25 protein-coding genes and 2 pseudogenes are annotated in these 24,970 nt (G+C 72.9%); 10 read left to right on the top strand and 17 right to left on the bottom strand.

What is annotated here, in order from left to right:
- Positions 1-177: 177 nt before the first annotated feature.
- Complete coding sequence (locus tag ACZ5WK_RS34810; protein ID WP_465553645.1) at positions 178-1,359, bottom strand: zinc-dependent metalloprotease; 1,182 nt, start codon at positions 1,357-1,359, stop codon at positions 178-180.
- 133 nt (positions 1,360-1,492) lie between these two features.
- The gene (gene dacB / locus ACZ5WK_RS34805) at positions 1,493-3,160 is read right to left on the bottom strand and encodes a D-alanyl-D-alanine carboxypeptidase/D-alanyl-D-alanine endopeptidase (RefSeq protein ID WP_465553643.1); all 1,668 of its coding nucleotides are present in this window, start codon (positions 3,158-3,160) and stop codon (positions 1,493-1,495) included.
- A gap of 76 nt (positions 3,161-3,236) precedes the next feature.
- On the opposite strand from dacB, the gene ACZ5WK_RS34800 reads away from it, so the two are divergent.
- From ACZ5WK_RS34800 to ACZ5WK_RS34790, 3 genes and pseudogenes are all read left to right on the top strand, one after another.
- Positions 3,237-3,728 (top strand): inorganic diphosphatase, encoded by a 492-nt coding sequence (locus tag ACZ5WK_RS34800; RefSeq protein ID WP_148643392.1) that lies wholly within the window; start codon positions 3,237-3,239, stop codon positions 3,726-3,728.
- A gap of 279 nt (positions 3,729-4,007) precedes the next feature.
- A pseudogene (locus ACZ5WK_RS34795) lies at positions 4,008-4,470 on the top strand (biliverdin-producing heme oxygenase).
- Positions 4,466-4,723: pseudogene (locus ACZ5WK_RS34790) on the top strand (hemin ABC transporter ATP-binding protein); the annotation flags it as partial. The pseudogenes ACZ5WK_RS34795 and ACZ5WK_RS34790, both read left to right, overlap by 5 nt.
- A gap of 33 nt (positions 4,724-4,756) precedes the next feature.
- Here ACZ5WK_RS34790 and ACZ5WK_RS34785 read toward each other — a convergent pair.
- The 3 genes from ACZ5WK_RS34785 to ACZ5WK_RS34775 form a co-directional block, all read right to left on the bottom strand.
- Positions 4,757-4,972, bottom strand: a complete 216-nt coding sequence (locus ACZ5WK_RS34785; RefSeq protein ID WP_396325403.1) for a dodecin — start codon at positions 4,970-4,972, stop codon at positions 4,757-4,759.
- A gap of 104 nt (positions 4,973-5,076) precedes the next feature.
- Positions 5,077-6,036, bottom strand: a complete 960-nt coding sequence (locus tag ACZ5WK_RS34780; protein WP_465553640.1) for an asparaginase — start codon at positions 6,034-6,036, stop codon at positions 5,077-5,079.
- 73 nt (positions 6,037-6,109) lie between these two features.
- Positions 6,110-6,733, bottom strand: coding sequence for an RsiG family protein (locus tag ACZ5WK_RS34775; protein WP_465553638.1), 624 nt, complete (start codon positions 6,731-6,733; stop codon positions 6,110-6,112).
- A 569-nt stretch (positions 6,734-7,302) separates the two neighbouring features.
- Between ACZ5WK_RS34775 and dtd the strand changes: the two genes are divergently transcribed.
- The gene (gene dtd, locus ACZ5WK_RS34770) at positions 7,303-7,743 is read left to right on the top strand and encodes a D-aminoacyl-tRNA deacylase (RefSeq protein ID WP_465553636.1); all 441 of its coding nucleotides are present in this window, start codon (positions 7,303-7,305) and stop codon (positions 7,741-7,743) included.
- A 3-nt stretch (positions 7,744-7,746) separates the two neighbouring features.
- On the opposite strand, the gene ygfZ is transcribed toward dtd, so the two are convergent.
- From ygfZ to ACZ5WK_RS34755, 3 genes are all read right to left on the bottom strand, one after another.
- Complete coding sequence (gene ygfZ, locus ACZ5WK_RS34765) at positions 7,747-8,709, bottom strand: CAF17-like 4Fe-4S cluster assembly/insertion protein YgfZ (protein ID WP_465553634.1); 963 nt, start codon at positions 8,707-8,709, stop codon at positions 7,747-7,749.
- Positions 8,710-8,719: 10 nt separating this feature from the next.
- Positions 8,720-9,184, bottom strand: a complete 465-nt coding sequence (locus tag ACZ5WK_RS34760) for a Fur family transcriptional regulator (RefSeq protein ID WP_396325409.1) — start codon at positions 9,182-9,184, stop codon at positions 8,720-8,722.
- Positions 9,185-9,277: 93 nt separating this feature from the next.
- Positions 9,278-9,862, bottom strand: a complete 585-nt coding sequence (locus ACZ5WK_RS34755; RefSeq protein ID WP_465553631.1) for a heme-binding beta-barrel domain-containing protein — start codon at positions 9,860-9,862, stop codon at positions 9,278-9,280.
- Positions 9,863-10,136: 274 nt separating this feature from the next.
- On the opposite strand from ACZ5WK_RS34755, the gene ACZ5WK_RS34750 reads away from it, so the two are divergent.
- Positions 10,137-10,520 carry a DsrE family protein gene (locus ACZ5WK_RS34750; RefSeq protein ID WP_396325411.1) on the top strand — a complete coding sequence of 128 codons (384 nt, stop codon included), beginning with the start codon at positions 10,137-10,139 and terminating at the stop codon, positions 10,518-10,520.
- 14 nt (positions 10,521-10,534) lie between these two features.
- Here the strand turns inward: ACZ5WK_RS34750 and ACZ5WK_RS34745 are convergent, their stop codons facing one another.
- The 7 genes from ACZ5WK_RS34745 to ACZ5WK_RS34715 form a co-directional block, all read right to left on the bottom strand.
- A complete protein-coding gene (locus ACZ5WK_RS34745) occupies positions 10,535-10,810 on the bottom strand; it encodes a DUF3099 domain-containing protein (protein WP_396325412.1) in 276 nt (91 codons plus the stop codon).
- Positions 10,811-10,876: 66 nt separating this feature from the next.
- The gene (locus tag ACZ5WK_RS34740; protein ID WP_465553628.1) at positions 10,877-11,167 is read right to left on the bottom strand and encodes a DUF1416 domain-containing protein; all 291 of its coding nucleotides are present in this window, start codon (positions 11,165-11,167) and stop codon (positions 10,877-10,879) included.
- A 40-nt stretch (positions 11,168-11,207) separates the two neighbouring features.
- Positions 11,208-12,041 (bottom strand): sulfurtransferase, encoded by an 834-nt coding sequence (locus ACZ5WK_RS34735; protein ID WP_465553626.1) that lies wholly within the window; start codon positions 12,039-12,041, stop codon positions 11,208-11,210.
- 232 nt (positions 12,042-12,273) lie between these two features.
- Positions 12,274-12,354, bottom strand: a complete 81-nt coding sequence (locus tag ACZ5WK_RS34730; protein WP_350517234.1) for an Ms5788A family Cys-rich leader peptide — start codon at positions 12,352-12,354, stop codon at positions 12,274-12,276.
- A 221-nt stretch (positions 12,355-12,575) separates the two neighbouring features.
- A complete protein-coding gene (locus ACZ5WK_RS34725) occupies positions 12,576-13,292 on the bottom strand; it encodes an LmeA family phospholipid-binding protein (RefSeq protein ID WP_396325414.1) in 717 nt (238 codons plus the stop codon).
- A 175-nt stretch (positions 13,293-13,467) separates the two neighbouring features.
- Positions 13,468-14,832, bottom strand: coding sequence for a hypothetical protein (locus ACZ5WK_RS34720; protein WP_465553624.1), 1,365 nt, complete (start codon positions 14,830-14,832; stop codon positions 13,468-13,470).
- A 5-nt stretch (positions 14,833-14,837) separates the two neighbouring features.
- The gene (locus tag ACZ5WK_RS34715) at positions 14,838-15,131 is read right to left on the bottom strand and encodes a MoaD/ThiS family protein (protein WP_396325416.1); all 294 of its coding nucleotides are present in this window, start codon (positions 15,129-15,131) and stop codon (positions 14,838-14,840) included.
- A 724-nt stretch (positions 15,132-15,855) separates the two neighbouring features.
- Here ACZ5WK_RS34715 and ACZ5WK_RS34710 point away from each other — a divergent pair.
- The 5 genes from ACZ5WK_RS34710 to ACZ5WK_RS34690 all read left to right on the top strand — a co-directional run bounded on the left by ACZ5WK_RS34710 (position 15,856) and on the right by ACZ5WK_RS34690 (position 21,486).
- Complete coding sequence (locus tag ACZ5WK_RS34710) at positions 15,856-16,587, top strand: response regulator transcription factor (RefSeq protein WP_465553621.1); 732 nt, start codon at positions 15,856-15,858, stop codon at positions 16,585-16,587.
- 122 nt (positions 16,588-16,709) lie between these two features.
- A complete protein-coding gene (locus ACZ5WK_RS34705) occupies positions 16,710-17,762 on the top strand; it encodes a LacI family DNA-binding transcriptional regulator (RefSeq protein ID WP_465553619.1) in 1,053 nt (350 codons plus the stop codon).
- A gap of 89 nt (positions 17,763-17,851) precedes the next feature.
- Entirely contained in the window at positions 17,852-19,015 is a 1,164-nt protein-coding gene (locus ACZ5WK_RS34700; protein WP_465553617.1) for a S1C family serine protease, read from the top strand.
- Between the two features lie 109 nt (positions 19,016-19,124).
- A complete protein-coding gene (locus ACZ5WK_RS34695; protein ID WP_396325420.1) occupies positions 19,125-19,898 on the top strand; it encodes a response regulator transcription factor in 774 nt (257 codons plus the stop codon).
- Positions 19,899-19,971: 73 nt separating this feature from the next.
- On the top strand, positions 19,972-21,486 hold the full coding sequence (locus ACZ5WK_RS34690) for a sensor histidine kinase (protein ID WP_465553615.1): 1,515 nt from the start codon (positions 19,972-19,974) through the stop codon (positions 21,484-21,486).
- Positions 21,487-21,554: 68 nt separating this feature from the next.
- Here ACZ5WK_RS34690 and ACZ5WK_RS34685 read toward each other — a convergent pair whose 3' ends face one another.
- Together ACZ5WK_RS34685 and ACZ5WK_RS34680 are read right to left on the bottom strand one after the other, a co-directional pair.
- Positions 21,555-23,348 (bottom strand): bifunctional metallophosphatase/5'-nucleotidase, encoded by a 1,794-nt coding sequence (locus ACZ5WK_RS34685; protein WP_465553613.1) that lies wholly within the window; start codon positions 23,346-23,348, stop codon positions 21,555-21,557.
- Between the two features lie 257 nt (positions 23,349-23,605).
- Positions 23,606-24,955 carry an ATP-binding protein gene (locus ACZ5WK_RS34680; RefSeq protein ID WP_465553611.1) on the bottom strand — a complete coding sequence of 450 codons (1,350 nt, stop codon included), beginning with the start codon at positions 24,953-24,955 and terminating at the stop codon, positions 23,606-23,608.
- Positions 24,956-24,970 lie beyond the last annotated feature (15 nt).

Below are 24,970 nucleotides of genomic sequence, written 5' to 3'. Positions count from 1 at the left end.
CCACCCGCGCCACCGGTACGACCACCGTCCCACGTTCGGGTGAATGGAGAAACGTATCTTCACCCGCCATCTGCACGACTGGACCACTCGTGCGAACGGGTTTGACCGCCCTCGACCGCCCTCGGCGTGTCCCGCGCGATGTGGCTCGCCGCGATGGGGCTCGCCGCGCCGCGCGCGTCAGCGGGCGACGCGGGCCACCCAGGCCGCCGGGTCGTGGATCTCGTCCTTGGTCGGCAGCGTGTTCGGCGACGTCCAGACCCGGTTGAAGCCGTCCATACCGACCTCGTCCACCACGCCGCGCACGAAGACCGCGCCGTCCTGGTACTGGCGGAGCTTGGCGTCCATGCCGAGCAGCCGGCGCAGCACCAGGTCCAGCCGGTTGGCGCCCCGGTCCCGGCGCTGCTGGAACTTCTCCCGGATCTCCGCGACGCTCGGCACCACCGCCGGGCCGACGCCGTCCATCACCACGTCCGCGTGACCCTCCAGCAGCGACATCACGGCCGTCAACCGGCCCAGGATCTCGCGCTGTGCGGGCGACTGGACGATCTCCAGCAGACCGGTGGAGGCCTGTCCGGCGTCTCCGCGGCCGCCGAGGCCCGGCAGGCCGCCGCCGAGCGAGCCGGCCGCGTCCCGCAGCCGGTCCAGCAGCGCACCCGGGTCGACGTCCGTCTCGGACAGGAAGGACTGCACCTCGGACTGGATGTGGTCGCGCAGCCACGGCACCGCCGTGAACTGGGTGCGGTGGGTCTCCTCGTGCAGGCAGACCCAGAGCCGGAAGTCGGCCGGGTCGACGTCCAGCTCCCGCTCGACGTGCACGATGTTCGGCGCCACCAGCAGCAGCCGGCCAGGGCCGGGGCCGTCGGGTCCCAGCCGGGGCTTGTCGAACAGCGCGGCCGGGCTGTCCGGCGCCTCCAGCGAGGGCTCGGCCGGGGCGAAGGTCTCGTACTGGCCGAGCACCTTGGTGGACAGGAAGGCCAGCAGGGCGCCGACCTCGATCCCGGTGGCCTTCTCCCCCACCGTGCCGAGGACACCCGCGGCCGTGCTGCCCGCCCGGCGGGCCTGGAGCTTCTCCACCAGCGGCTGGACGATCGTGCGGAAGCCCGCCACGTTGGCCCGCACCCAGCCGGGGCGGTCCACGATCAGCACCGGGGTCGCGGCGGCCTCCGCGAGGCTGCTGGAGCGCATGCCGGTGAACGCCCGGACGTGCTCCTCGGCCTCCAGGGCGTGCCGGCGCAGCTCGGCCACGACGGCCGCCGCCTCGGCGCGGCTCACCTCCGGCCCGGGCCGCACCAGCCTGGTCGCGGTTGCGACCGCGAGATTCCAGTCGACCATGTCAGCACCGCCGCTCGCGCTCGTCATGCCCTCACCGTACGTGCTCCCGCCCATCGGGGGGAGCCACAGGTACCGACGGCCTGCGGGGCGGCACCGGACGAGGACCGCGCGAACGGCGCCCGGCCGCCGGGATCGCGCCCGGCGGCGACCTGCCGGGCCGTCAGTGGCAGCCGCAGGCGGCGAGGCGGGCGACGATGCGGTCCATGGCCGCGCGGGCGGTGTCGGCGGGGGCGGTGGTCCTGGTCATCACGGCGAAGGAGAGCAGCCGGCCCTCGGCGTCCACCACCGTGCCGGCCAGGGTGTTGACGCCGTTGAGAGTGCCGGTCTTGGCGTGGACCAGGCCGGCCGCCTCGGCCGCGCCGGAGCCGGAGCCGAAGCGCTTGCCGAGGGTGCCGGTGAAGCCCGCGACGGGCAGGCCGGTGAGCACCGGACGCAGCGTCGGGTGCTGGTCCGAGGCGGCCAGCGAGAGCAGTTGGACCAGGACGGCCGGCGGGATCGCGTTGCCCGTGTGCAGTCCGCTGCCGTCGTTGAGGGACACCCCGGTCATCGGCACGCCGAGCCGGGCGAGTTCCTGGGTGACGGCGGTGGCGGCGCCCTCGAAGCTGGCCGGCTGGTGGGCGGCGAGCGCGGCCTGACGGGCGATCGCCTCGGCGAGGGTGTTGTCGGAGGTGGTCAGCAGCCGTTCGACCAGGCGGGCGACGGTCGGCGAGTCCACCCGGCCGAGGACGGGCGCGGTGGCGGCCGCGGGGGCGGCGGCGGGCTTGGCCCTGCCCTCGACGGTGACGCCCTGGGCCTTCAGCGCGGCCGCGAAGGCCTCGGCGGCCGCGCCTGCCGGGTCGGCGACGCGGGCGGGCGCGTCCTCCCTGCTCTTCGGGTCGACCTTGCCCTCGTCCACCATCAGCGAGGTGACGAGCGCGATGTTGGTGGCGTCGTGGTTCTTGTGCTGCGGGCTGCCGGAGTACAGCGAGAGGTCGTAGTCGAGCTTGACCGTGGTGGTGCCGGTGGCCTTGAGGGCGGCGGCGGTCTGCCGGGCCAGCGCGTCCAGCGAGGCGGGGGCGGTGTCCGCGTCGGCGGGCAGACCGGCGATCTGCACCTGGTCGGCGGGCAGCGCGGTGAGGGTGGGGTCGCCGCCACCCACGAGGGTGATCGTGCCGGGGTCCGCGCCCTTGACGACCCGGGTGGTCAGCCGGGTGTCGCCCGGGATCAGCGAGAGCGCGGCGATCGTGGTCGCCAGCTTGGTGGTGGAGGCGGGCGTGGCGGGGGTGTTCTCCCCCGAGCCGTAGAGGAGCCGGCCGCCGGCGGTGTCCGCGACGGCGAGGCTGACGGTGCCGAGGTTGCGGTCGCCGAGCACGGTGGCGAGCGCCTGCTGGAGGCCCTGGCCGGTGGGCAGCCCGGCGGTCGGCCCGGCCTCGGCGGAGGCCAGCACGGCCCCGGCGGCGGCGGGGGCCGGGTGGCCGGTGGCCGGCGAGGCGGGGGCACCGGTGGCGGTGGTGGGGTCGGCGGCGGGGGCCACCGGCCCGTTGCCGGCGCCGGTTCCGGCCGGGCGGGGCGTCTCGGTGGCACCGGTGCGCCCCTTGCCCTTGCCCCCGTTGCTGCCCTTGTCGCCCTTGTCGCCGCTGCTTCCGCCGCCGCCCTTGTCGCCGTGTCCGCCGTCCCGGTCGTCGCCCTCGCCCCGGCCGGTGGCGCTCTGCCCGCCGGGCGGCGGGGACGGCTGCGCGTACGCTCCACCGCCCGAGGTGAGGACCGCCCCGGCGACCAGCAGTGCCACCCCGAACAGCCCCGCGGCCGTCCCCCTGCGGCGGTACCCCGCCCCGACCCCTGCGCCCACCGACCGGCCCCTTTCCTGAGCACTCACTCCCGTAGGAGACACTTGGATTCTGTCAGTCCCTACCTTGGAGGAACCGTTGGAATTCGACGTCCTTATCGAAATCCCTAAGGGCTCTCGCAACAAGTACGAGGTCGACCACGAGACCGGTCGCCTTCGTCTTGACCGGATGCTGTTCACCTCGACCCGGTACCCCGCCGACTACGGCTACGTCGAGGGCACCCTCGCGGACGACGGCGACCCGCTGGACGCCCTGGTCATCCTCGAGGAGCCGACCTTCCCCGGCTGCCTGATCAAGTGCCGCGTCATCGGCATGTTCAAGATGACGGACGAGGCCGGCGGCGACGACAAGCTGCTCTGCGTCCCGGCGACGGACCCGCGCTGGGAGCACCTGCAGGACATCCACCACGTGTCGGAGTTCGACCGCCTGGAGATCCAGCACTTCTTCGAGGTCTACAAGGACCTGGAGCCGGGCAAGTCGGTCGAGGGTGCCAACTGGGTCGGCCGCGCCGAGGCCGAGGCCGAGGTCACCGCGTCGATCAAGCGACTGGCGGAGCAGGGCGGTCACTGAGCCGACGTACCGATCTCGTTCGCCCAGGGCAGTTCGAGGTAGGTCGAGGCAGTCGGAGGCCGGGGTGCGCGGAATGGTCCGCGGGCCCCGGCCTTCGCCGTGTCCGTGTCCGGGACCGGGGCCGGGGTGTGGGTCCGGGGCTGAGTCCGGAGCGTGCGTCCCGGTCCGGGTCTGGGGTCCGGCCTGTGCCCGGCGTTGCCGACACCCTGTCGGCATGATGGGGACTTAGGTCAGGCTAACCGTAAATTAGTCGGGCCGATTTCGATCCCTTGAGGCCGCATGCCCACGCCCGAGCAGCCCGTCCCGTTCTCCGCCGTGCTCCGTACCGCCAGCAGCGAGGAGCACGAAGCCGCGGAGCAGTCCTCGTTCTGAGCCAACTGCTCGGCGGGCGCCTCGGGATCGAGGCCTACGCCGGACTCACGGGCCAGCTCTGGTTTGTCTACCGGGCCCTGGAGGGCCGGGCCGCCGAGCTGGCGGAGCACCCGGTGGCCGGGCCGTTCATCGACCGGGCAGAGGACCTGGGGCTTCGAGCGCAGGGGCGACGGCGTGCGGTTCTACGCCTTCGAGGAGGTCGACAACCCGGCCGCCTGCAAGCGGGACTACCGGGCCAAGCTGGACGCTGCCGGGCTGGCGCTGGACGAGGTCGGGCGCCGCCCGGGTGGTCGAGGAGTGCAAGCGGGCCTTCGAGCTCAACGGTGCGATCTTCCGCGACCTGGATGCGCGTTACCCGCTGACTGCATAAACGTTTCGTGCTGCGGGTGGCCCGGGCCCGCGCGGCCGCCGGGGACGCCGTGGTCGTGGTGCTGCACGACCTCTCGCCGGCGGCGGCCTACGCGGACCGGGTGGTGCTGCTGAGCGGCGGCGCCACGGTCGCGGCCGGTCCGGTGGGCGAGGTGCTGCGCGCACCGCTGCTCAGCGAGGTGTACGGCCACCCGGTCGAGGTACTGCCGCACCCGCGCACGGGCGTCCCGCTGGTGCTGCCGGAGCGGGGCTGAGGCCACGCCCCCACCGGCACGGCCCCCGCCGGCTCAGCCTTCGTCGTCCAGCCGGAAGCCGATCTTCAGGCCGACCTGGTAGTGCTTGATCCGGCCGTCCTCCAGGTGGCCCCGGACCTGCGTCACCTCGAACCAGTCGAGGTTGCGCAGCGTCCGGGACGCCCGCTCGACCCCGTTGCTGATGGCGGCGTCGATGGACTCGGTCGAGGACCCGACGATCTCGGTCACCCGGTACACGTGCTCACTCATGGCGGACTCCCTCTCTGCGACGGCCCCCGGTCCACCGTGCACCGCCTCCGGTCGCTCCGCACCCCGGCGGCCGCCACAGGGAGTCCGCCGGGCGCGCCCGGGTCCTAGAACGCCGCCCGGACCTCGCCCACCGGCACGCCGCCGCCGAGCAGCGGGGCCGCGCCGATCCGGTCGATGGAGTCGTCCGCCGCCACCACGCCGAGCCGGCCCAGTGCGGCCGCGAGGACCGGCCCGCGGGCCCGCTCGGCACCGTCGTCGATCTTGAAGGCGAGCGCCCGGCCGTCCGGCAGCGCCACCACCTGGACCGCCTCGGCGCCCATCTTGGAGAGCGCACCCGGCACCGCACGCATCAGCCAGGTGTCGGCCCGGCGGGTGCCGGCCACGTACTCGGGGTGGGCACGCATCGCGTCGGCCACCCGGCGCTGCGGGGTGCCCTCCTCGGCGAGCACCAGCGCGCGGTAGCCGCGGGCCAGGCCGGTCAGGCTGACGGCCAGCAGCGGCGCGCCGCAGCCGTCCACCCCGGCGTGTGCCGGCGTCTCGCCGGTGGCCTCCTGGAGGGCTTCGCGGGCGAGCTGCTGGACCGGGTGCGCCGGGTCGAGGTAGCTCGCGGTCGGCCAGCCGTTGGCGGCGCAGGCGGCCAGCCAGCCGGCGTGCTTGCCGGAGCAGTCCATCAGGATCGGCGCGCGCTCGCCGCCGGACTTCAGGAGCAGTTCCGCCTCGGTCTCGTCCAGCGGCAGGTCCGCCGGGGTCTGCAGGGCGGACTCGTCCAGCCCGGCACCGGCCAGGATCCGCCTCACGCCGTCGCGGTGAAACGATTCTGCCGAGTGGCTGGACGCGGCCAGCGCCAGCAGCTCACCGCCGATCGCCAGCCCCGCCTTCAGCGTGGCCACCGCCTGGAACGGCTTGGCGCACGACCGCGGGAAGACCGGGGCTTCGGGAGCGCCCAGGGCGAACTCGACCGAGCCGTCGGCGGCGAGCAGCACCAGCGATCCGTGGTGCCGGCCCTCGGTGAAGCCCGAGCGTATGACCTCGGCGAGGACGGGCAGGGCGGCGGAGTGGGACATGGCGGAAGCCTTCCGGGGGCGAGGGTGAGCCGGGGCGAGCCGGGCCGCCCCACCCCCGGACGCCCTCACCCGGTCAGAGCGGGCCGCCCGCGAGCAGGTCCTCGACCCGCGCTTCCCCATCACGGTACCTGCGGGTGATCTCGGCACTGCAGCCGTCCGCCGTCCGCAGCAGCCGCTGCCGCCGGCCGGACACCTCGCGCTCGTGTGCCCGCAGCCGGTCCAGCGCGGCCAGCAGCTCCGCCTCCGGGTGGGCCGCCAGGTCGGCCAGCTGGACATCGCCCATCAGCTCGTCCGCCTCCAGCTGGGACTGCTGGCCGCGCGGCGGCCCCAGCGTGACGTGCCGGGCGGAGCGCCGCACCGTGGACGGCGCGTCGGTGAGGATGGCCGGCAGCCGGTCCAGCAGGGCTCCGCCCACCGGGATCTCGCCCCCCGCCGCCGTGCGGACGGCGGTGCCCGGCCGGCGGTCCAGCTCGGCCCGGAGGATGTCCATCCGCCCGTGCAGCAGCCGCCGCAGATAGGAGAGGTCGGCCTCCTGTTCCAGGGTCTCCCGGCGCAGGGTCCGCAGCTGCGCCAGGCCCAGCCGCTCCAGCTCGGGCTCGCCCACCTTGCCCGCCGCCGGGCGGGAGGTGTCCCCCGCCGGCTCCGTGCCCCCGGGCACCCGCCCGGACCGGTCCTGCGCCGCGCTGCTCGCGTCCATCAACCAACCACCTGCCGTCGTCCGATCCCGCCCGCTCGCGGCACCCCGTCGCCTGCCGCAGGTCCGGCCCGTTCCCCCGGCGGGCCGTCGCGCGCACCCGCCGCGCGTACCCGTCCGTTGGCACGCCGGGGCGCCCCCGAAGGTTCCCGCCCCCGGGTGGCGCCACCCGCCGGGGCGACACCACCAGAACGCCTGACCTATCGACTCGACCGCCCGGCCGAACCGGGCCCGGTGCGGCGGACCTCTGGCGCCCCGGACCCCTCGTACGGTTCCCCAGCGTGCCACCCCGCCCACCGCCGGTGCACCGCCCGTGCACCCGAACGGCCCCCTGGCGAACGGGGGTGGCTGATATGACCAAGGCTTTCCGCAGGAAGGGCGGCGCCCGAAGAGGCGCAGGCGCGCACCACCCGGCGCGCACCATGGCCGCACGCGCCGGGTCTCACTCCTCCTGCCCCCGAGACCGCCCCGAGGCCCTCCTCCCGGGCCTGCCCCGCGGCCTCTCCCCCGAACCCTCGCGGACCACCCGGGGGCCCTGCGGGCGGCCCGGCCCGCTCCGGCACAATGGCCGCATGCGAGCAGTGGTGCAGCGAGTGACCGAGGCCCGGGTGACCGTGGCCGGCGAGACCGTCGGCGCGATCGAGGGGCCAGGGCTCTGTGTCCTGGTCGGTGTCACGCACGACGACACCCCTGCCAAGGCCGCCCAGCTGGCCCGCAAGCTCTGGACCCTGCGGCTGCTGGAGGCGGACGAGAACGGCGTCGAGCAGTCCTGCTCCGACCTGGCCGCCCCGCTGCTGGTGATCAGCCAGTTCACGCTCTACGGCGACGCCCGCAAGGGGCGCCGCCCCACCTGGAACGCCGCCGCCCCCGGGCCGGTCGCCGAGCCGCTGGTGGACGAGGTGGTCGCCGGGCTGCGCGCGCTCGGCGCCAAGGTGGAGACGGGCAGGTTCGGCGCGGACATGCGGGTGGCGCTGGTGAACGACGGCCCGTTCACCGTGCTCGTCGAGGTCTGAGACCTACTGCGGGACGATGACGTCCTGCGTCCCCGGCACCGTCCCGGCCAGCAGCACCGCGTCCACCGGGACGTTCCGCTTGACCACGGCCAGCGCGACCGGGCCCAGCTCGTGGTGGCGCGCCGAGGACGTCACGACGCCCAGCGCCCGGCCGTCCGGATCCGAGGCGAGCCGCACCTCCGTCCCGTGCGGGGGCAGCACCTCCTCGGTGCCGTCCAGGTGCAGGAAGACCAGGCGGCGCGGCGGCCGGCCCAGGTTGTGCACCCGGGCGACCGTCTCCTGCCCGCGGTAGCAGCCCTTCTGCAGGTGCACCGCGGTGGTCAGCCAGTCCACCTCGTGCGGGATGGTCCGGTGGTCGGTCTCGAAGCCGAGCCGGGGCCGGTGGCCCTCGATCCGCAGCGCCTCGTACGCCCAGATCCCGGCCGCCGGGCCGTAGCCCTCGGTCAGCTTCGCCAGCTCGGCACGCGGCAGGAAGAGGTCCCGCCCGTACGACAGCTCGCGGACCGCCGCCGCGCCATCCGCCGGGGCGGTGGAGCCGGCCGGCAGGTACACCACCGCATAGTCGGCGGTGGCGTCGGCGACCTCGACCCGGTAGAAGAACTTCATGCTCTCCAGGTAGCCGATCAGCGCCTGCTGAGTGCCCGGCTCGACGTGCGCCCAGGTGGTGGTGCCGTCGTCGACCAGGTAGAGCGCGTGCTCGACGTGCCCGTTCGGGGAGAGCACCAGCGCCTCGGTGGCCTGCTGCGGCGGCAGCGCGCTGACGTGCTGGGTGAGGAGCAGGTGCAGCCAGGCCAGCCGGTCGTCGCCGGTGACGGTGAGCACGCCGCGGTGCGAGAGGTCCACGAAGCCGGTGCCCTGCGCCAGGTTGCGTTGCTCGCGGAAGATGTCACCGTAGTGGGCGGCTACGCCCTCGTCGGTTCCCTCGGCGGGGACGGCACCGGGCAGCGCAAGCAGCGGGCTCTTCATACCGGCCAGCTTACGACTGGTCCCCGGCGCGCTTGGCGGTGCAGTCGGCGCAGCGGCCGAAGATGGCGAAGTGCTTGAGGTCGGTGTCGAAGCCGTGCTGCTCGCGCAGGCTCTCGATCAGCGGCCGGGCGATCTCGGTGCCGGTCTCGGTGACCTTCTCGCAGTCCCGGCAGACCAGGTGCAGGTGGTGGTGACGGCCGGCCAGGTGGTACGTCGGGGCGCCGTGGCCGAGGTGCGCGTGGGAGACCAGTCCCAGCTCCTCCAGCAGCTCCAGGGTCCGGTAGACGGTGGAGATGTTGATGCCGCTGGCGGTCTGCCGGACATGGCCGAGGATGTCGTCCGGGGTCGCGTGGTCGAGGACGTCGACCGCCTCCAGCACGAGCTGGCGCTGGGGGGTCAGCCGGTAGCCGCGTTCGCGCAGGTCGGCCTTCCAGTCGCCGGAGAGCTGCCAGTCGGTGGTGCCGGTGTCCGCCACGGTGCTGTCCCTGTCAAGGTCGGGGGTCCTGAGGCAAGTGTAGGGACCGGCCGGGGGCCGGTCCCTACCCATGAGCTCGATGAGCCGATGCGATCAGCGGAAGAACGCGATGCCGTCGTCCGGCAGGTCGTTGATGTCCTTGATCAGCTGCGCCGGGCTCAGCACCTTCTTCAGCTGCGCCGACATGTACGGGCGCAGCGGCACCTCGGGAGCGGCCTTCTCGCCGACCCAGAGCAGCTCCTCGTTGACGAAGCCGTACAGGCGCTTGCCGCCGGAGTACGGCGCCGAGCCCTCGATCCGGGCCACCGCGTCGGTGGAGACGTCGATCTGCGGCTTGCCGTCGGCCAGCTCGCCGTACCAGATCTCGACGGTGCCGTCGTCGCGCACGGAGGAGATCTCGATCCCGCGGGCGCCGCTGGTGCCGTGGTGGTTGCTGGTGATGCGCCAGAACGCGTGCTCGTTCTCCAGCGGACGGACCTTCTCGCCCTCCTCGTTCAGCACCCAGGTGCGGGAGCGGAACTCCAGGAGGGGCCGGCCGTCGTGCCGGATGACGATCTCCTGGCCGAAGTTGCACTTCTCCGTGCCCGGGAAGTCGTAGACGCCCGCGCCCTCCCAGGTACCGAGGAGGAAGGCGAGCGGGACGACGTCCCTGTGGAGGTCAGAGGGGATCTCGATCATGTTCCTGGTCGCTGTCGTCGGTATGGGACTGCTTCAACCGTACGGCAGCCGGCTCAGCGCTGGCCCTGGTACAGCTTCATCACCGAGAAGATGGCGAACCAGGTGATCAGCACGGCCATGAGGGCCAGCAGACCGTCGAAGAAGATTTCCAGACCGGACACGGGGGGCTCCCAGGGCGGCGACAGTGTGGTGGATTTTGCTCGCGCTCACTCTATCCGCCGGGTGTCGACGGGTCTCGGTGAGCCCCACCACGTCGGCGATCTAGGGTGTCGGCATGTCGTCGAACGCATCGCAGAGCGCGAAGAAGCTCGTCATCAAGGTCACCGCCGGGGCGGACGCGCCGGAGCGCTGTTCGCAGGCCTTCACGGTGGCGGCGGTCGCCGTCGCCAGCGGGATCGAGGTCTCGCTCTGGCTGACCGGGGAGTCGTCCTGGTTCGCGCTGCCCGGGCGCGCCGCGGAGTTCGAGCTGCCGCACGCGGCGCCCCTGCCGGACCTGCTGGAGTCGATCCTGGCGGCCGGCACCGTCACCCTCTGCACCCAGTGCGCGGTGCGGCGCGGGATCGAGCAGAAGGACACCGTCGAGGGTGTCCGGATCGCGGGCGCCCAGGTCTTCGTCAGCGAGATCATGGCCGACGGTGTGCAGGCGCTCGTGTACTAGGAGCGCTCTCGCGGTCACCAGGAGCGGTCCTCCCGGTCCGGGCGGTCCCGGTCGTGGCCGGGGTCGTCCCACTTCGGATCGTCCCAGCGCGGGTCGTTCCACCAGTCGTCCTCCGGGTCCCGCTTGTTGGCGAAGACCGCGGCGGCAGGCGGGATGACCATCGCGACCACGCACATGGCGATCGCGGCCGGCACGGACCAGAACCGCACCACGCCCCAGGCCAGCACGAACAGCCCGAGGCAGACGGCCATCATGGCGAAGTAGTAGCGGTGGCGCCGGCGTCCCTGCACGGTTCCACGGTATGCCCGAGGGCCCCTGCTCGGCAGGGGCCCTCGGTGCTGTTTCGCGGGGGTGGATCAGACCGCGATCGCGACCTCGGTCAGGTTGCCCTGGGAGGCGACCACCTGGCGGTCCACGGTCTGGCCCGGGACCAGCGCGCGCAGGGTCCACCTGCCCGGGCGGGCGAAGAACCGGAACTGTCCGGTCGCCGAGGTGGGCACCTCGGCCGTGAACTCGCCGCCCTCGTCGAGCAGCCGGACGTAGCCGTTGACCGGCTCGCCGTCTCGGGTCACGGACCCCTGGATGATCGTCTCGTTCGCCACGTCAACTCCTGCCAGGTCCGGGCCGCCGGCCTTCGCACCGCACATGTCTTGTCTTCCCTTCTGACTTACGGTTCGAGCCGGAGGCTCAGTTGCCGAGCTCGATCGGCACGCCGACGAGGCTGCCGTACTCGGTCCACGAACCGTCGTAGTTCTTCACGTTCTCCTGGCCGAGCAGCTCGTGCAGCACGAACCAGGTGAGCGCGGAGCGCTCGCCGATGCGGCAGTAGGCGATGGTGTCCTTCGCGAGGTCGATCCCCTCGGCCTCGTACAGGGCCTTGAGCTCGTCGTCGCTCTTGAAGGTGCCGTCGTCGTTGGCGTTCTTGGCCCACGGGATGTTGCGGGCGCTCGGCACGTGGCCGGGGCGCTGCGACTGCTCCTGGGGGAGGTGGGCCGGGGCGAGCAGCTTGCCGGAGAACTCGTCGGGCGAGCGCACGTCGACCAGGTTCAGGTTGCCGATGGCGGCGACCACGTCGTCACGGAAGGCGCGGATCGAGGAGTCGACGGCCTGCGCCTTGTACTCGGTCGCGGCGCGGGCCGGAACCTCGGAGACCAGGTCGCGGGAGTCCAGCTCCCACTTCTTGCGGCCGCCGTCCAGCAGGCGGACGTCGCCGTGGCCGTACAGCTTGAAGTACCAGTAGGCGTACGAGGCGAACCAGTTGTTGTTGCCGCCGTAGAGCACCACGGTGTCGTCGTTGGCGATGCCCTTGGCGCTGAGCAGCGCCTCGAAGCCGGCCTGGTCGATGAAGTCGCGGCGGACCGGGTCCTGGAGGTCGGTCTTCCAGTCGATCCGGACGGCGTTGCGAATGTGGTTCTTGTCGTAGGCGGAGGTGTCCTCGTCGACCTCGACGATGGCCACCTTCGGGTCGTCCAGGTGGGCCTGGACCCAGTCGGCGTCGACCAGGACGTCGCTGCGGCTCATGGTGATGTTCTCCATCCGGGGGCGGTTTGCGGAAGGTGCTGCTGCTGGGGGTACTGCGGGTCGCCCGGCGGCGGCCGGTCCGAATTCTTGTCCGAATACTGGGACGAGAGGGGGTGCGCGGTGCGGCCGGGCAGTGGTCTGCGGTGGGCAGCGGCGACGGTCGGCCCCAAAGCCGGGCCAGGTCACCAGGGGAATCGGCGGCGGGCTTCAACAGCCCTGCCAGGACGCCGAGTTAGCGCATTCGACACAGACAGGCGGCCACGCGGCACAGGTCTACCGCCCGCCGCTTCGTGAGGTCCGTCTGTCGCTTCATGCCGACGATGCTAGGGACACCGGATGCCCGCTGTCATTAGCGTATCGAATCCTGAGACCAAATGATCCGAATGTTGAGATTTGGCCATTCACCCGATGACGGGAACCGGCCAGGGGCCGTCAGGAGGTCCGCACAGGGGCAGGAACGACACCGCTCCGCGGCCGGCGCTGGACAGCGCGTCTCGCGGAGCGGAACGAAGCGGACCGGATGTGCGGCTCCGGTCAGCCGATGACCTTGACGTGGTTGCCGTCGAAGGTCAGCTGGAGGCCCTCCTCCTGCGGCGACACCGAGGCCAGCTTGAGCCCGGCCGGCAGAGCGGCCAGGGTGAAGCTCACCGGCTCGACCTGCTGGTTGGCCAGGCCCGCCAGCATCCCGGCCATGCCGCTGAGCTTGAAACCGTCCGCCGTGACGGTGTTGCCCTGGCTGTGCACCGAGCCCTCGCCGATCGGGAGGGGGCCCAGGGAGGCCTTGATCCTGCCCGGGCCGCCGTAGGAGAGGCTCAGCCGGGTGCCGGAGCCCAACGGGAGCTTGCCCGCGTTCGGCACCATCTGGGACGCCGGCGGCAGCAGCTGGGCCAGGTCCGCGTACGAGATCAGGCCGGTGCCGGTGCCGCTGTCGACGGTGGCACTGGTCATGCTGTCGCTCACCTCGACCCCGGCCAGCTTGGCCTTGAAGGAGTGCAGCGCCACCTGGTGGGTCCCGTCGCCGACGGTCAGGCCGTCCGCCGAGATCCGGACGTCGTCCAGCTTCATCGACAGCACCTGGGTGAGGAACGGGAAGCCCTCGATCGACACGTCCGGGCGCTGGCTCATCCGGCCGCTCTTCACCATCTGGTCGGCGGCCTCGTCCTCGGCCACCCCGACGGCGATCCGGTCGGCGCCCACCAGCAGCCCGCAGAGCACCGCCAGGCCGATCGTCGCCTTCAGCCAACCGCGCATCGCTCTCCCCCGTCGTCGCCTGCCGCTGTCGTCCTGCTGTTCGTCGTTCTCGTCCCGCACTGATCGTCGTTCTCGTCCCGCACGCCCCACGGGGCAGCTCCCCGCACGACGGTACGACGCCCCGCCCCGGAGCATGGTTCCGGGGCGGGGCGTCGCAGCGGCGAGCGGCCGGGGGTCAGCCGGCCAGCAGACGGGTGGCGATCCAGACCAGCGGCGAGGCCACCGCCAACGGCAGCGCCACGCCCGCCGTCATGTGCACGAAGCGGGACGGGAAGTCGTACCCGGCGACCCGGCGGCCGACCAGCGCGCCGAGGCCCGCGAGGACGCCCAGCGCCGGCGGCGCGCCCACGACCAGGCCGAACACCACGGCCGCGACCAGGCCGAGCACCCACCCCACCGGCACCGGGCCCAGCTGCTTGGGGCCGGGCAGCGGCGCGGCCGCCAGCACGGTGGCCAGCGCGACCGCGCCGACCGCCGCCGGCACCCAGTCGGCCAGCAGCAGCGTGGTGCAGAGCACCGTCACCACGGTGGCCGAGCCGAGCACGGTCAGCGCGTAGAACCGCTCCTTCGGGTCCGAGGGCCGGAACGTCTGCAACACCAGGACCAGCAGGAAGAACCCGCCCAGCGTGCCCGCCACGGCCGCCGCGCCGCCGTCCGAGTCGGCCAGCAGCACCGCCACGTCGGCCGTGAGGCCGGCCAGCGCGGCCAGCGCGATGCCCTGGCGGGCCGGCCACATGCCGTTGAGGCGGAACCAGCCGGCCGCCGTCAGCACCTGGAGCGCCGCGACCACCAGGGCCAGCGCGACCTGCCCGAGCGCCGCTCCGCCGGCCAGCAGGGCCGCGACGGCGGCGGTGATCAGGGCGGGCTGCAGGCCCGGGTCGATGATCGGCGAGCCCGTCCGGGGTGCCCGCGCGGGCGCCGCGGTGGGGCCGGTGGGCGCCGCGACAGCCGGGACCGGCTGCGCCGGGACGGCGGCGTACGGCGCGCCGTGGGCGGCGGGGGCGGCCGGGCGCTTGAGCGTCATGGTCGGCGGGTCGAAGGCCTGGGCCTGCACCTGGGCCTGGGCCTGGGCCTGGGCCTGGGCCGCGGTCGGCATCGCGCCCGACACCACCACGGGCGGCAGCAGCGTTGTGGCCGCCGCATCGTCCATCGGCGGGACGGGCGGAAGCAGGGCCGTCGCGGCGTCGTCCGCGGACGGCTGCCCGTACGGGGGCTGCCCGTGGTGCCGGTGCTGCCCGTGCTGCGGCCGGCCGTGCTGTTCCTGCCCCGGCTGACCGTACTGTTCCTGCCCCGGCGCGTACCCCTGGCCGGGGGCGTGCGGCTGGGCCGCGTGCCCCTGCTGCGCATACGGCTCCGGCGCGTACGCCTGCTCCGGCCTGTACGCCTGCTGCTGCCCGTACGGGGGCTGCGGGTACGGCTGCTGCGGGTGCTGCTGCGCCTGCGGGTACGACTGCTGCTGCGGGTACTGCTGCTGTGCCTGCGGGTGCGGCTGCTGCTGCCGGCCGTCCGGGCCGCCGTTCACGTGGTTCGGATCCGTCACGCCGCTCACCCTCCCGCGAACGGCGGGAGCACCTCGACCGTGCCGCCCTCGGTGAGGGCCACGGTCGCGTGGTCGCGCCCGCCGACCGGCGAGCCGTCCACCAGGTAGGAACAGTGCCCGAGCAGCCGGACGAGCTTCGGCCGGTCGGCGTGCCGCTGCCTGGCCGCGGCCAGCGCCTCCGCCAGGGTCGCCGCCTCGTACGGCTCCTCGGCCAGCCCGGCCTCCGACTTCGCCGCCGCCCAGTAGCGGATCGTTCCGCTCACCGTGGCGGCGCCCGCCGGCTCCGTGGTCGCACCCATGGCAACCCCTCTCGTCGTCCTCGCCCCGGCCCGGACACCCCGGCCGGGTCGCCACCGGAGCGTCCGGACACCACCCGAAAGGTGTACGCGCACGGTGCCGCCGATGTGCGTCCCATGATGGCGTGTCCGCCGCCGCGACCGGCAACCGCCCTGGCCCGGCGGGTGCCGGCGGGCCGCCGGAGCTGTGGCCAGGCTCACCCCGGACACGCCCGGAATGAGCGAACCGCCGCTTTCGGGGCCTCCCGGCGCGGGGGCCGGTCGGCTATCCTCGTGCCCTGAGGGATCCGGGCAGAGTCGCCCCCGGATCCTTTTGTGCTTTCAGGACGCCAGTACGGACGTTCTTGCGATTCGTCGGCCCACCCCCGGCGCACCGCAGGAACGGCCCCGCCATTCGCGGCACAACGACGTGCCCGGCCCGGCAGGGGCGTACGGACACCCGGCGCCGGGCCGCCGCCCGGAACGGGACAGACCGGAAGGTTCGCGGGATGAGCAGGGCAGAGACGGTGCCTCAGGGGTTGCGGGACCCCTGGTGCGAAAGCCGCTCCGTCGTGCGCGCCGGCGAGTCCTCCGGTGGGCACCCGGCGTCCTTCACCCCCCACCCGTCGCCCGCCGCCGCCTCCTTCCTCGGGCGTGCCGCGCGCGACACCTCCCTGCACGAGCGCCATCCGGCTGTGGCGGCAGCCGCAACGCGACCGCGACGACCCGGAAAGGGGACTAACCGGGTATGAGTTCTCTGCTCCTCCTCACCAACGCACTGCAGCCCTCAGCGGAGGTGCTGCCCGCCCTCGGCCTGCTGCTGCACAACGTCCGGGTGGCACCGGCCGAGGGATCGGCCCTGGTCGACACCCCCAGCGCCGACGTCATCCTGGTCGACGGCAGGCGCGACCTGCCGCAGATCCGCAGCCTCTGCCAGCTGCTGCGCTCCACCGGCATCGGCTGTCCGCTGATCCTGGTGGTCACCGAGGGCGGCCTGACCGCCGTCACCGCCGAATGGGGCATCGACGACGTCCTGCTGGACACCGCCGGCCCCGCCGAGGTCGAGGCCCGGCTGCGGCTCGCCCTCGGCCGGCTCCAGGTGGTCACGGACGACAGCCCGATGGAGATCCGCAACGGCGACCTCTCGGTCGACGAGGCCACCTACTCCGCCAAGCTCAAGGGCCGGGTGCTCGACCTCACCTTCAAGGAGTTCGAGCTGCTCAAGTACCTCGCGCAGCACCCCGGCCGGGTCTTCACCCGGGCACAGCTGCTCCAGGAGGTGTGGGGCTACGACTACTTCGGCGGCACCCGGACGGTCGACGTCCACGTCCGCCGGCTGCGCGCCAAGCTCGGCGTCGAGCACGAACAGCTGATCGGCACCGTGCGCAACGTCGGCTACCGCTTCGTCGTGCCCGAGAAGCCGGACAAGGGCGAGCGGCCCGACCTGGCCCAGCGCGCCTCGGCCCCGCTGGAGGCCTGACCGCAGGCCGGGCGGGAAACCCCGCCCGGCCTGTCCGCATTCGCCCCGGACTGTCCTGCGGGCATCGCCCGGTAGCCGAGCTCACACTGCCCGGGCGGACGCCACACGCGTAGACTCCCCCCGTGGCCAAAGTGACGCGCGACGACGTAGCCCGACTGGCTGGGACCTCGACCGCGGTCGTCAGCTACGTCATCAACAACGGGCCGCGCCCGGTCGCGCCCGCGACCAAGGAGAAGGTCCTCGCGGCGATCGAGCAACTCGGCTACCGGCCGAACAGCGTCGCCCAGGCCATGGCCTCCCGCCGCACCAACCTGATCGGCATGGTCGTCCCCGACGCCCGCCAGCCGTTCTTCGCCGAGATGGCGCACGCCGTCGAACGCGCCGCCTCCGAACGCGGCAAGCTCGTGCTGATCGGCAACTCCGACTACGTGGACGACCGAGAGGTGCACTACGTCCGCGCCTTCCTCGGCATGCGGGTCTCCGGCCTGATCCTGGTCAGCCAGGGCCCCTCGCAGCGGGCCGCCGAGGAGTTCGCCGCGATGGAGGGCGCCAAGGTGGTGCTGCTGCACCGCCGCCCCGAGGCCATCGACGACGTCGCCGTGGTCACCGACGACGTGGGCGGCGCCGAGGCCGTCGTCCGCCACCTGCTGGAGGAACACGGACACCCGTACGTGGCCTGCTTCGGCGGCCCGGTCGAGTCCCCCGCCCCCGGCGACCCGGTCATCGACCACGTCGAGGGCTGGCAGCGCGCCATGGACGCCCACGGCCTGCCCACCGAGCCGTACCTGATCGACGCGCCCTTCCACCGCTACGGCGCCTACGAGGTCGCGCTCGGCGTGCTGCGCTCGGAGAAGCGCCCGCCGGCCATCTTCTGCTCCACCGACGACCAGGCGATCGGCGTGCTGCGGGCCGCCCGCGAGGTGGGCCTGCGCGTACCGGAGGACCTCGCGGTGACCGGCTTCGACGACGTGCCCGAGGCCGCCCTCGCCGACCCGCCGCTCACCACCGTCGCCTCCGACCGCGACGCGATGGCCCGGGCCGCCGTGGACCTGGTGCTGGACGACTCGCTGATGGTGCCGGGCTCGGACACCGAACGGGTCCGCAAGTTCCCGTCGCGCCTGGTCATCCGCCGTTCCTGCGGCTGCGACCCGACCGGGGCGCCGACCCCGGCCTGACCAGGCTTTATGAGAAGTCAACGGGCTTCTCGGGGCCTTCTGAGCCCGCTCTCATCGGATCCTCATCCAGCGGGCGGACGTTGGTCGACATGAGCGATCGGCAGCAGCACCACGGCGAGCAGTACGACGGCCCGTACGAGTACGGCACCGGGCACCCTCAGGCGTACCCGGGCCCCGCCCAGGGCCAGGTCATCCCGGGCACCGTCCTCGACAGCGCGACCGGCGGGCACCAGGCCTTCGGGCACCCCACCGCCGAGACCCCCTCGGTCGGGACCCCGCCCCCTCCCCCGCCCGCCGGGCCTCCCATGCCCCCCGCCCCGCCCGAGGGCGGCGGGCCCTCCACGCCCGACGGCCGGGCCCGGCGAGGCCTCCTCCGCGGCCGGCTCGCCCTGGTCACCGCCGTCGCCGCGGTCGCCGCCGTCCTCGGCGGGGTGACCGGCGGCGCGATCGCCGCCGGCGAGCACGGCTCGGCCGGCCGCACCGCCACCGTCGCCAGCCCCGTCTCCGCCCGCTCGGACGGCAGCGCCGACGTCGCCGCCATCGCGTCCGCCGTCTCACCGAGCGTCGTCCAGATCACCGTGAGGACCGCGAACGGCACCTCCACCGGCACCGGCGTGGTCCTCACCAAGGACGGCCGGATCCTCACCAACTACCACGTGGTCTCCGGCGCGGCCGACGGCGGACAGGTCACCGTCACCTTCAAGGACGGCTCCACCGCCGGGGCCACCGTCACCGGCACCGACAAGGCCCTGGACGCCGCCGTGATCACCGCGAGCGGCGCCGGGAACCTCACCCCCGCCACCCTCGGCGACTCCTCCGCCGTCTCCGTCGGCGACCCGGTCGTCGCCATCGGCAACCCGGAGGGCCTCACCGGCACCGTCACCTCGGGCATCATCAGCGCCCAGAACCGCGAGGTCACCGTCCAGGTCGACGAGGGCACCACCAGCGGCAACGGCGGGTTCGGCTTCCCCAACCTGCCCGGCCTGCGCGGCAGCACCCCGCAGGGCGGCGGCGAGACCGCCACCTACAAGGCCTTCCAGACCGACGCCGCCCTCAACCCCGGCAACTCCGGCGGCCCGCTGATCAACGCCGGCGGCCAGGTCATCGGCATCAACTCGGCGATGTACTCGGCGAGCGGCTCCAGCTCCACCGCCGGCACCAGCAGCGCCGGCAGCGTCGGCCTCGGCTTCGCCATCCCGATCAACGACATCAAGCAGGTGCTGCCGAAGCTGCAGGCCGGCCAGAACGTCTAGACGGACAATTACTCCGGGCAGGTCCCCGCACCCGCCCACCGCACGCCCCCGCAGGCCCCCCGCACGCCCCGCCAGCAGGCTCTCCGACGATGAGAAAGGGCAACCGCCCATGACCCCGTCCGCCGACGACCGCACCCCCGCCGAGCCAGGACAGGCCACCGCCCGGCTCCTCGTGGTCGACGACGAACCCGCCCTCCGGGACGCCCTGGAGAGCAGCCTCGCCTTCGAGGGCTACGAGGTGGCCACCGCGACGGACGGGTACGAGGCCCTGGAGTCCGTCGAACGCGACAAGCCCGACCTCGTCCTGCTGGACATCATGATGCCCCGGATGGACGGCCTCACCGCCGTCCGCCGGATGCGCTCGCGCGGCGACACCGTCCCGGTCCTGATGCTCACCGCCCGCGACGCCGTCGGCGACCGGGTCACCGGCCTCGACGTCGGCGCCGACGACTACCTCGCCAAGCCCTTCGAGCTGGACGAACTGCTCGCCCGCGTCCGCGCCCTGCTCCGACGCAACGCCCTCGCCACCGAAGCCGCCGCCCGCGCCGCGGCCGTTGAGGACGACACCGAGGTCCTCGCCTTCGCCGACCTGCGGATGAACACCGCCACCCGCGAGGTCACCCGCGCCGGCAAGCCGGTCGAGCTCACCCGCACCGAGTTCATGCTGCTGGAGATGTTCCTCTCCCACCCCCGCCAGGTACTCACCCGCGAACAGATCCTCAAGGCGGTCTGGGGCTTCGACTTCGAGCCCTCCTCCAACTCCCTGGACGTGTACGTGATGTACCTGCGCCGCAAGACCGAGCAGGGCGGCATGCCCCGGCTCATCCAGACCGTACGCGGCGTCGGCTACGCCCTCCGCCCGGCCGCCGGCACCCCGGCGTGAGCGGGCGCGGTGAGCCGGCCGTGAGCAGGGGCGCGTCACGCGAAAGGGCCTCCGGGCGGAGCGAGGAGGGCGCGTGAGCGACACCGCCACCCCACCGCCGCCGCCCCTCGCCCCGCCCCGCGTCCCCCGCCGCCAACGCCTCGTCCGCTGGTACCGCGCGCAGTCCCTGCGCAGCCGGCTCACGTTCCTGACGGCCGCGGCAGTCGCGGTGGCCATCGCGTTGTCGGCGCTGGCGTGTTGGTTCATCGTGGAGAAGCAGCTGTACGACCAGGTGCGAAACGACCTGCGGAGTGCACAGTTGCCGCGAGTCCGGCTCCCGGCATTCTGTCCGGCCACCCCGGAGGACGCCCTGAAGCAGGCCGCCCTCGCCTTCCCGCGCGACGCCGCCTCCCAGGATCCGCCCGGCTTCGCATTCCGGGATACCCAGTTCGTCGTTACCGACCCAGCGGGAGTCTGCCTGCCACCCGGCGCCACCAGGGCCATCGCCCTCCAGCCCGATGACGCCAAGGTCCTCCAGCTCCCACCGAACAAATCGATCTTCCGCAGCGGTCACTACACCAACGGCGCGCCCGCCATGGTCCGGATCTTCTGGGTCACCGCCAACGCGCCCACCGGGCCGCCCGTCCTGGTGATGGTGGCCGCGCCCACGCAGCCGGCCGCGGAATCCCTGCAGAAACTCGCCATCATCCTCGGCGGCGTGGCCGTCGGCGGCATCATCCTCGCCGGCCTCGCGGGCCGGCTCGTCGCCCGGTCCGCGCTCAAGCCCGTCGACCGGCTCACCGACGTGGTCGAGCACATCGCCCGGACCGAGGAGGTCGGCACCACCATCCCCGTGCAGGGCAGCGACGAGATCGCCCGGCTCTCCGCCTCCTTCAACTCCATGAGCACCGCGCTCGCCAACTCCCGTGACCGCCAGACCCGGCTGATCGCCGATGCCGGGCACGAGCTCCGCACGCCGCTGACCTCCCTCCGCACCAACGTCGATCTCCTCATCCGCAGCGACGACACCGGCCGCCCGCTGCCGCCCGCGACCAAGACCAAGCTGCTCGGCAACATGAAGGCGCAGATGCAGGAACTCACTCTCCTGATCGGCGACCTGCTCCAGCTCTCCCGCCCGGACTCGCCGAAGCCGGTCCGCAGCCTGGCGGTCGTCGCCCTGCACGAGATCGCCGAACGGGCGGTCGCACGGGCGAAGTTGCGCGGCCCCGGGCTGGTCTTCGAGACCGCGGTCGCGCCGTGGTTCGTGCGTGGCGATGCCGCCGCCCTCGAACGGGCGGTGATCAACCTGCTGGACAACGCGGTCAAGTACAGCCCGCCCGGAGGCACCATCGAAGTCGGCCTCCAGCGGGGAGTGCTGACCGTCCGCGACCACGGCCCCGGCATTCCGCCGGACGAGCTTCAGTACGTCTTCGACCGGTTCTGGCGTTCGCCGTCCTCGCGGCAACTCCCGGGCTCCGGCCTCGGGTTGTCGATCGTCGCGCAGAGTGTGCGGGAGTCCGGCGGCGAGGTCTCGCTCGGTCCGGCCCAGGACGGCGGGCCGGGCGCCCTCGCCACCGTCCGGCTGCCGGGAGGGCCAGCGCCCACGTAGCCGGGGCCGCAGAACGCAGAACGGGCGGGGCGCCCCGACAGCGCCCCGCCCGTCCCTGCCGGCCTCGGTCAGTCGATGTCGCTGCCCGGGCCGAGGACCTTGATCCGGTCCTGCGCCGGCGCCTTCAGCGGCGAGGTCGCCGAGCTGTGCGCGGCGAGGTAGGCGGTGAAGACGTCCAGGTCCGAGGCGCCGACCAGCTTGTCGGTGCCGGCCGCGAAGGCCGGGAAGCCGTCGCCGCCGCCGGCCAGGAACTCATTGGCCGCGGCCCGGTACTTGCCGGCCGGGTCGATCGGCGCGCCGTTGAGGCGGATGGAGTCCACCAGCACCCGGTCGGCGCCGGTCTTGCGCATGTCCAGGGTGTAGGTCAGCCCCTTGGACGACTGGAGGATCTTCGGCGCGGCGCCGTTCGGGCCGCTCACCTGCTGCTGGAGCAGCTGGATCAGCTGGGCGCCGGTCAGCGTCTTGACCTGCATCATGTTGGTGAACGGCTGGACGGTGAACGCCTCGCCGTAGGTCACCACGCCATCGCCCTCGGCGGCGCTCGCCTTGTAGACCAGGTCGGAGCGAATGCCTCCGGGGTTCATGAACGCGACCTGCGCGCCGCCCTTGTCGGCGGGGGCGAGGCCCTCCAGCTGCGCGTCGGCGATCACGTCACCGAGCGGCTTCTCCAGGTCGCTGCTGCCGCGGCCGTTGAGGTCCGAGGCGATGAAGCCGACCGGGCGGTTGGCGATCGGCGCGGCCAGCTTGGAGTAGTGCGCGATCAGCTCCGTCATGTCCGGGGCCTTCGCGACGTTCTGGCGCACGACGTGGTTCTCGGCCTTGACCGACGGGCGGACGATGGTGCCCGTGGTCTTGTCGAGCTTCAGGTCGATCTCGGTGTAGAGCCGGCCGAAGGAGGCGGCGCTGGTCACCGAGCGCGGCACGCCCTGCGGGTCGGGGATGGTGCAGGCGTAGGCGTTGTGGGTGTGACCGGTGACGATGGCGCCGATCGCCGGGTCCAGGTTCTTGGCGATGTCGACGATCGGACCGGAGATGCCCTGGCCGGCGGTGCCGCAGTCGTAGTTGTAAGTGGTGCTGGCCGGGTAGCCGCCCTCGTGGATCAACGCGACGATCGAGTTGACGCCCTGCTTCTTCAGCTCGGCCGCGTACTTGTTGATCGTGGCGACCTCGTTGCCGAACTTCAGGCCCTTGACGCCCTCGGCGGTCACGATGTTCGGCGTGCCCTCCAGGGTGGCGCCGATGAAGCCGACCTTCACGCCCTGCGACTTGGTCACCCAGTACGGGGCCAGGAGCGGCTTGCCGGTCTTCTCGTTGGTGACGTTGGCGGCGAGGTAGTTGAAGTTGGCGCCCTTGAACTTGCGCCCCTCCTCGTGGCAGCCGTCCACCGGGTGGCAGCCGCCCTCCTGGAGGCGGATGAGCTCCTTGGCGCCCTCGTCGAACTCGTGGTTGCCGACCGCCGTGACGTCCAGGCCGAGCTTGTCCATCGCCTCGATGGTCGGCTCGTCGTGGAAGAGCGCCGACGTCAGCGGGGAGGCGCCGACGATGTCACCGGCGGCGACGGTGATCGAGTCGTCGGCCGGGATCCGGGCCTGGCGCAGCGCGGTGGCCAGGTACTCGACACCGCCGGCCGGGGTGGAGACGACCTGCCCGGTGGCCGGGTCGATCTCCTTGATGGTGCCGGACGAGCCGGCCGGGGGCTCCAGGTTGCCGTGGAGGTCGTTGATCGCCAGCAGCTGGAGGTTGACGGTCTTGTGCCGCTTGGCGTCCGCGGCCTGGGCTGCGGTCGGCACGGCCACCGTGCCGACGAGGCCGGCTGCGGCGACCGCGGCCAGCACCGCACGTCGGGATCTGACGGTGAACATTCTGAGGGGTCCCCTGCACCTTGAGAGAGCGCCCGGCTGCGGACGAAGGTCCGGGCGGGCGACGGTGTCGTTGCGCGAGTGCAGCCTAGAGTCAACGCGCGTAGCTGTCAGGACCCTGAACGTAACGACAGGGTTACCTACTGACGAATCGTCGACGGACGTCCGGCCGCGCGGAGCCTGCCGGGCGGGCCGGCCCGCCCCCTCCGACGGCGGCCCCGGGAGTGGTCCGGACCGCCCCGCATCCTTCGAGGCGCCGGTCAGACGCCCGGCTCGGCCGCCAACTGCCGCTCCGCACGCACCCGTTCGGCCACCGCATCCTCGGTCATCGCGCGGTCGGTATAGACCAGTGGCCGCTCGGCCTCGGTGATGATGTGCTTCACCACCTGGACGTTGCCGTTCACGTCCCAGACCGCGATGCCCGGCGAAAGTGTGGGGATGATCTCCACCGCCCAGCGGGGCAGACCCAGCACCCGGCCGGTGGCTCTCGCCTCCTCGGCCTTCTGCATGTAGATGGTCCGGGTGGAGGCCATCTTGAGGATCGCCGAGGCCTCCTTGGCCGCCGCGCCGTCCACCACGTCGGACAGGTGGTGGACCACGGCCACGAAGGAGAGGCCGAGCCGGCGCCCGAACTTCAGCAGTCGCTGGAACAGCTGGGCCACGAAGGGGCTGTTGATGATGTGCCAGGCCTCCTCGACCAGGAAGATCCGCTTCTTCCGGTCCGGCCTGATCCAGGTGTGTTCCAGCCAGACCCCGACGATCGCCATCAGGATCGGCATCGCGATCGAGTTCCGGTCGATGTGCGACAGGTCGAAGACGATCAGCGGCGCGTCCAGGTCGATGCCGTCCGTGGTCGAACCGTCGAACATGCCGCGCAGGTCACCGTCGACCAGACGGTCCAGCACCAGCGCCACGTCCAGGCCCCAGGACTGCACCTCGTCCACCGCCACGCCCAGCGAGTCCACCGAGGACAGCTCGGGGCTGCGCAGGGTGTTGATGATGTCGTCCAGGACCGGCTGGCGATCCGTCACGGTCGCGATCACATGGCCGTGCGCCGCCTTCAGCGCGAAGCCGGCCCGTTCCTCCAGGCCGCGTCCCATCGCGACCTCGATGATGGTGCGCAGCAACGACAGCTGGCCGGTCTGGGTGATCGCCGGGTCCAGCGGGTTGAGCTTCACCCCGCCGTCCCGGGCCGCCATCGGGTCGAGCCGGATCGACTTTATGCCCAGGGCGTTGGCGATCAGGTTCCACTCGCCGACCCCGTCCTCGCCCTGCGCGTCGAGCACCACCACCTGGCGGTCGCGGAACCGCAGCTGGCGCAGCACGTACGTCTTCTCCAGTGCCGACTTGCCGTTGCCGGACTCGCCCAGCACCAGCCAGTGCGGGGCCGGCAGCTGCTGCCCGTACAGCTGGAAGGGGTCGTAGACGTACCCCTTGCCGCTGTAGACCTCGCGGCCGATGATCACACCCGAATCACCCAGCCCCGGCGCGGCGGTGGGCAGGTAGACCGCCTGCGCCTGGCCGGTGGAGGTGCGCACCGGCAGGCGGGTGGTCTCCACCTTGCCGAACATCAGGCTGGTGAACGCGTCGGTGAGGTTGCCGATCGCCATACGGGGCCTCCAGGT

The sequence above is a fragment of the Kitasatospora sp. NPDC032757 genome, from assembly GCF_055579305.1.
This window is presented reverse-complemented; position numbering and strand designations above follow the sequence as displayed.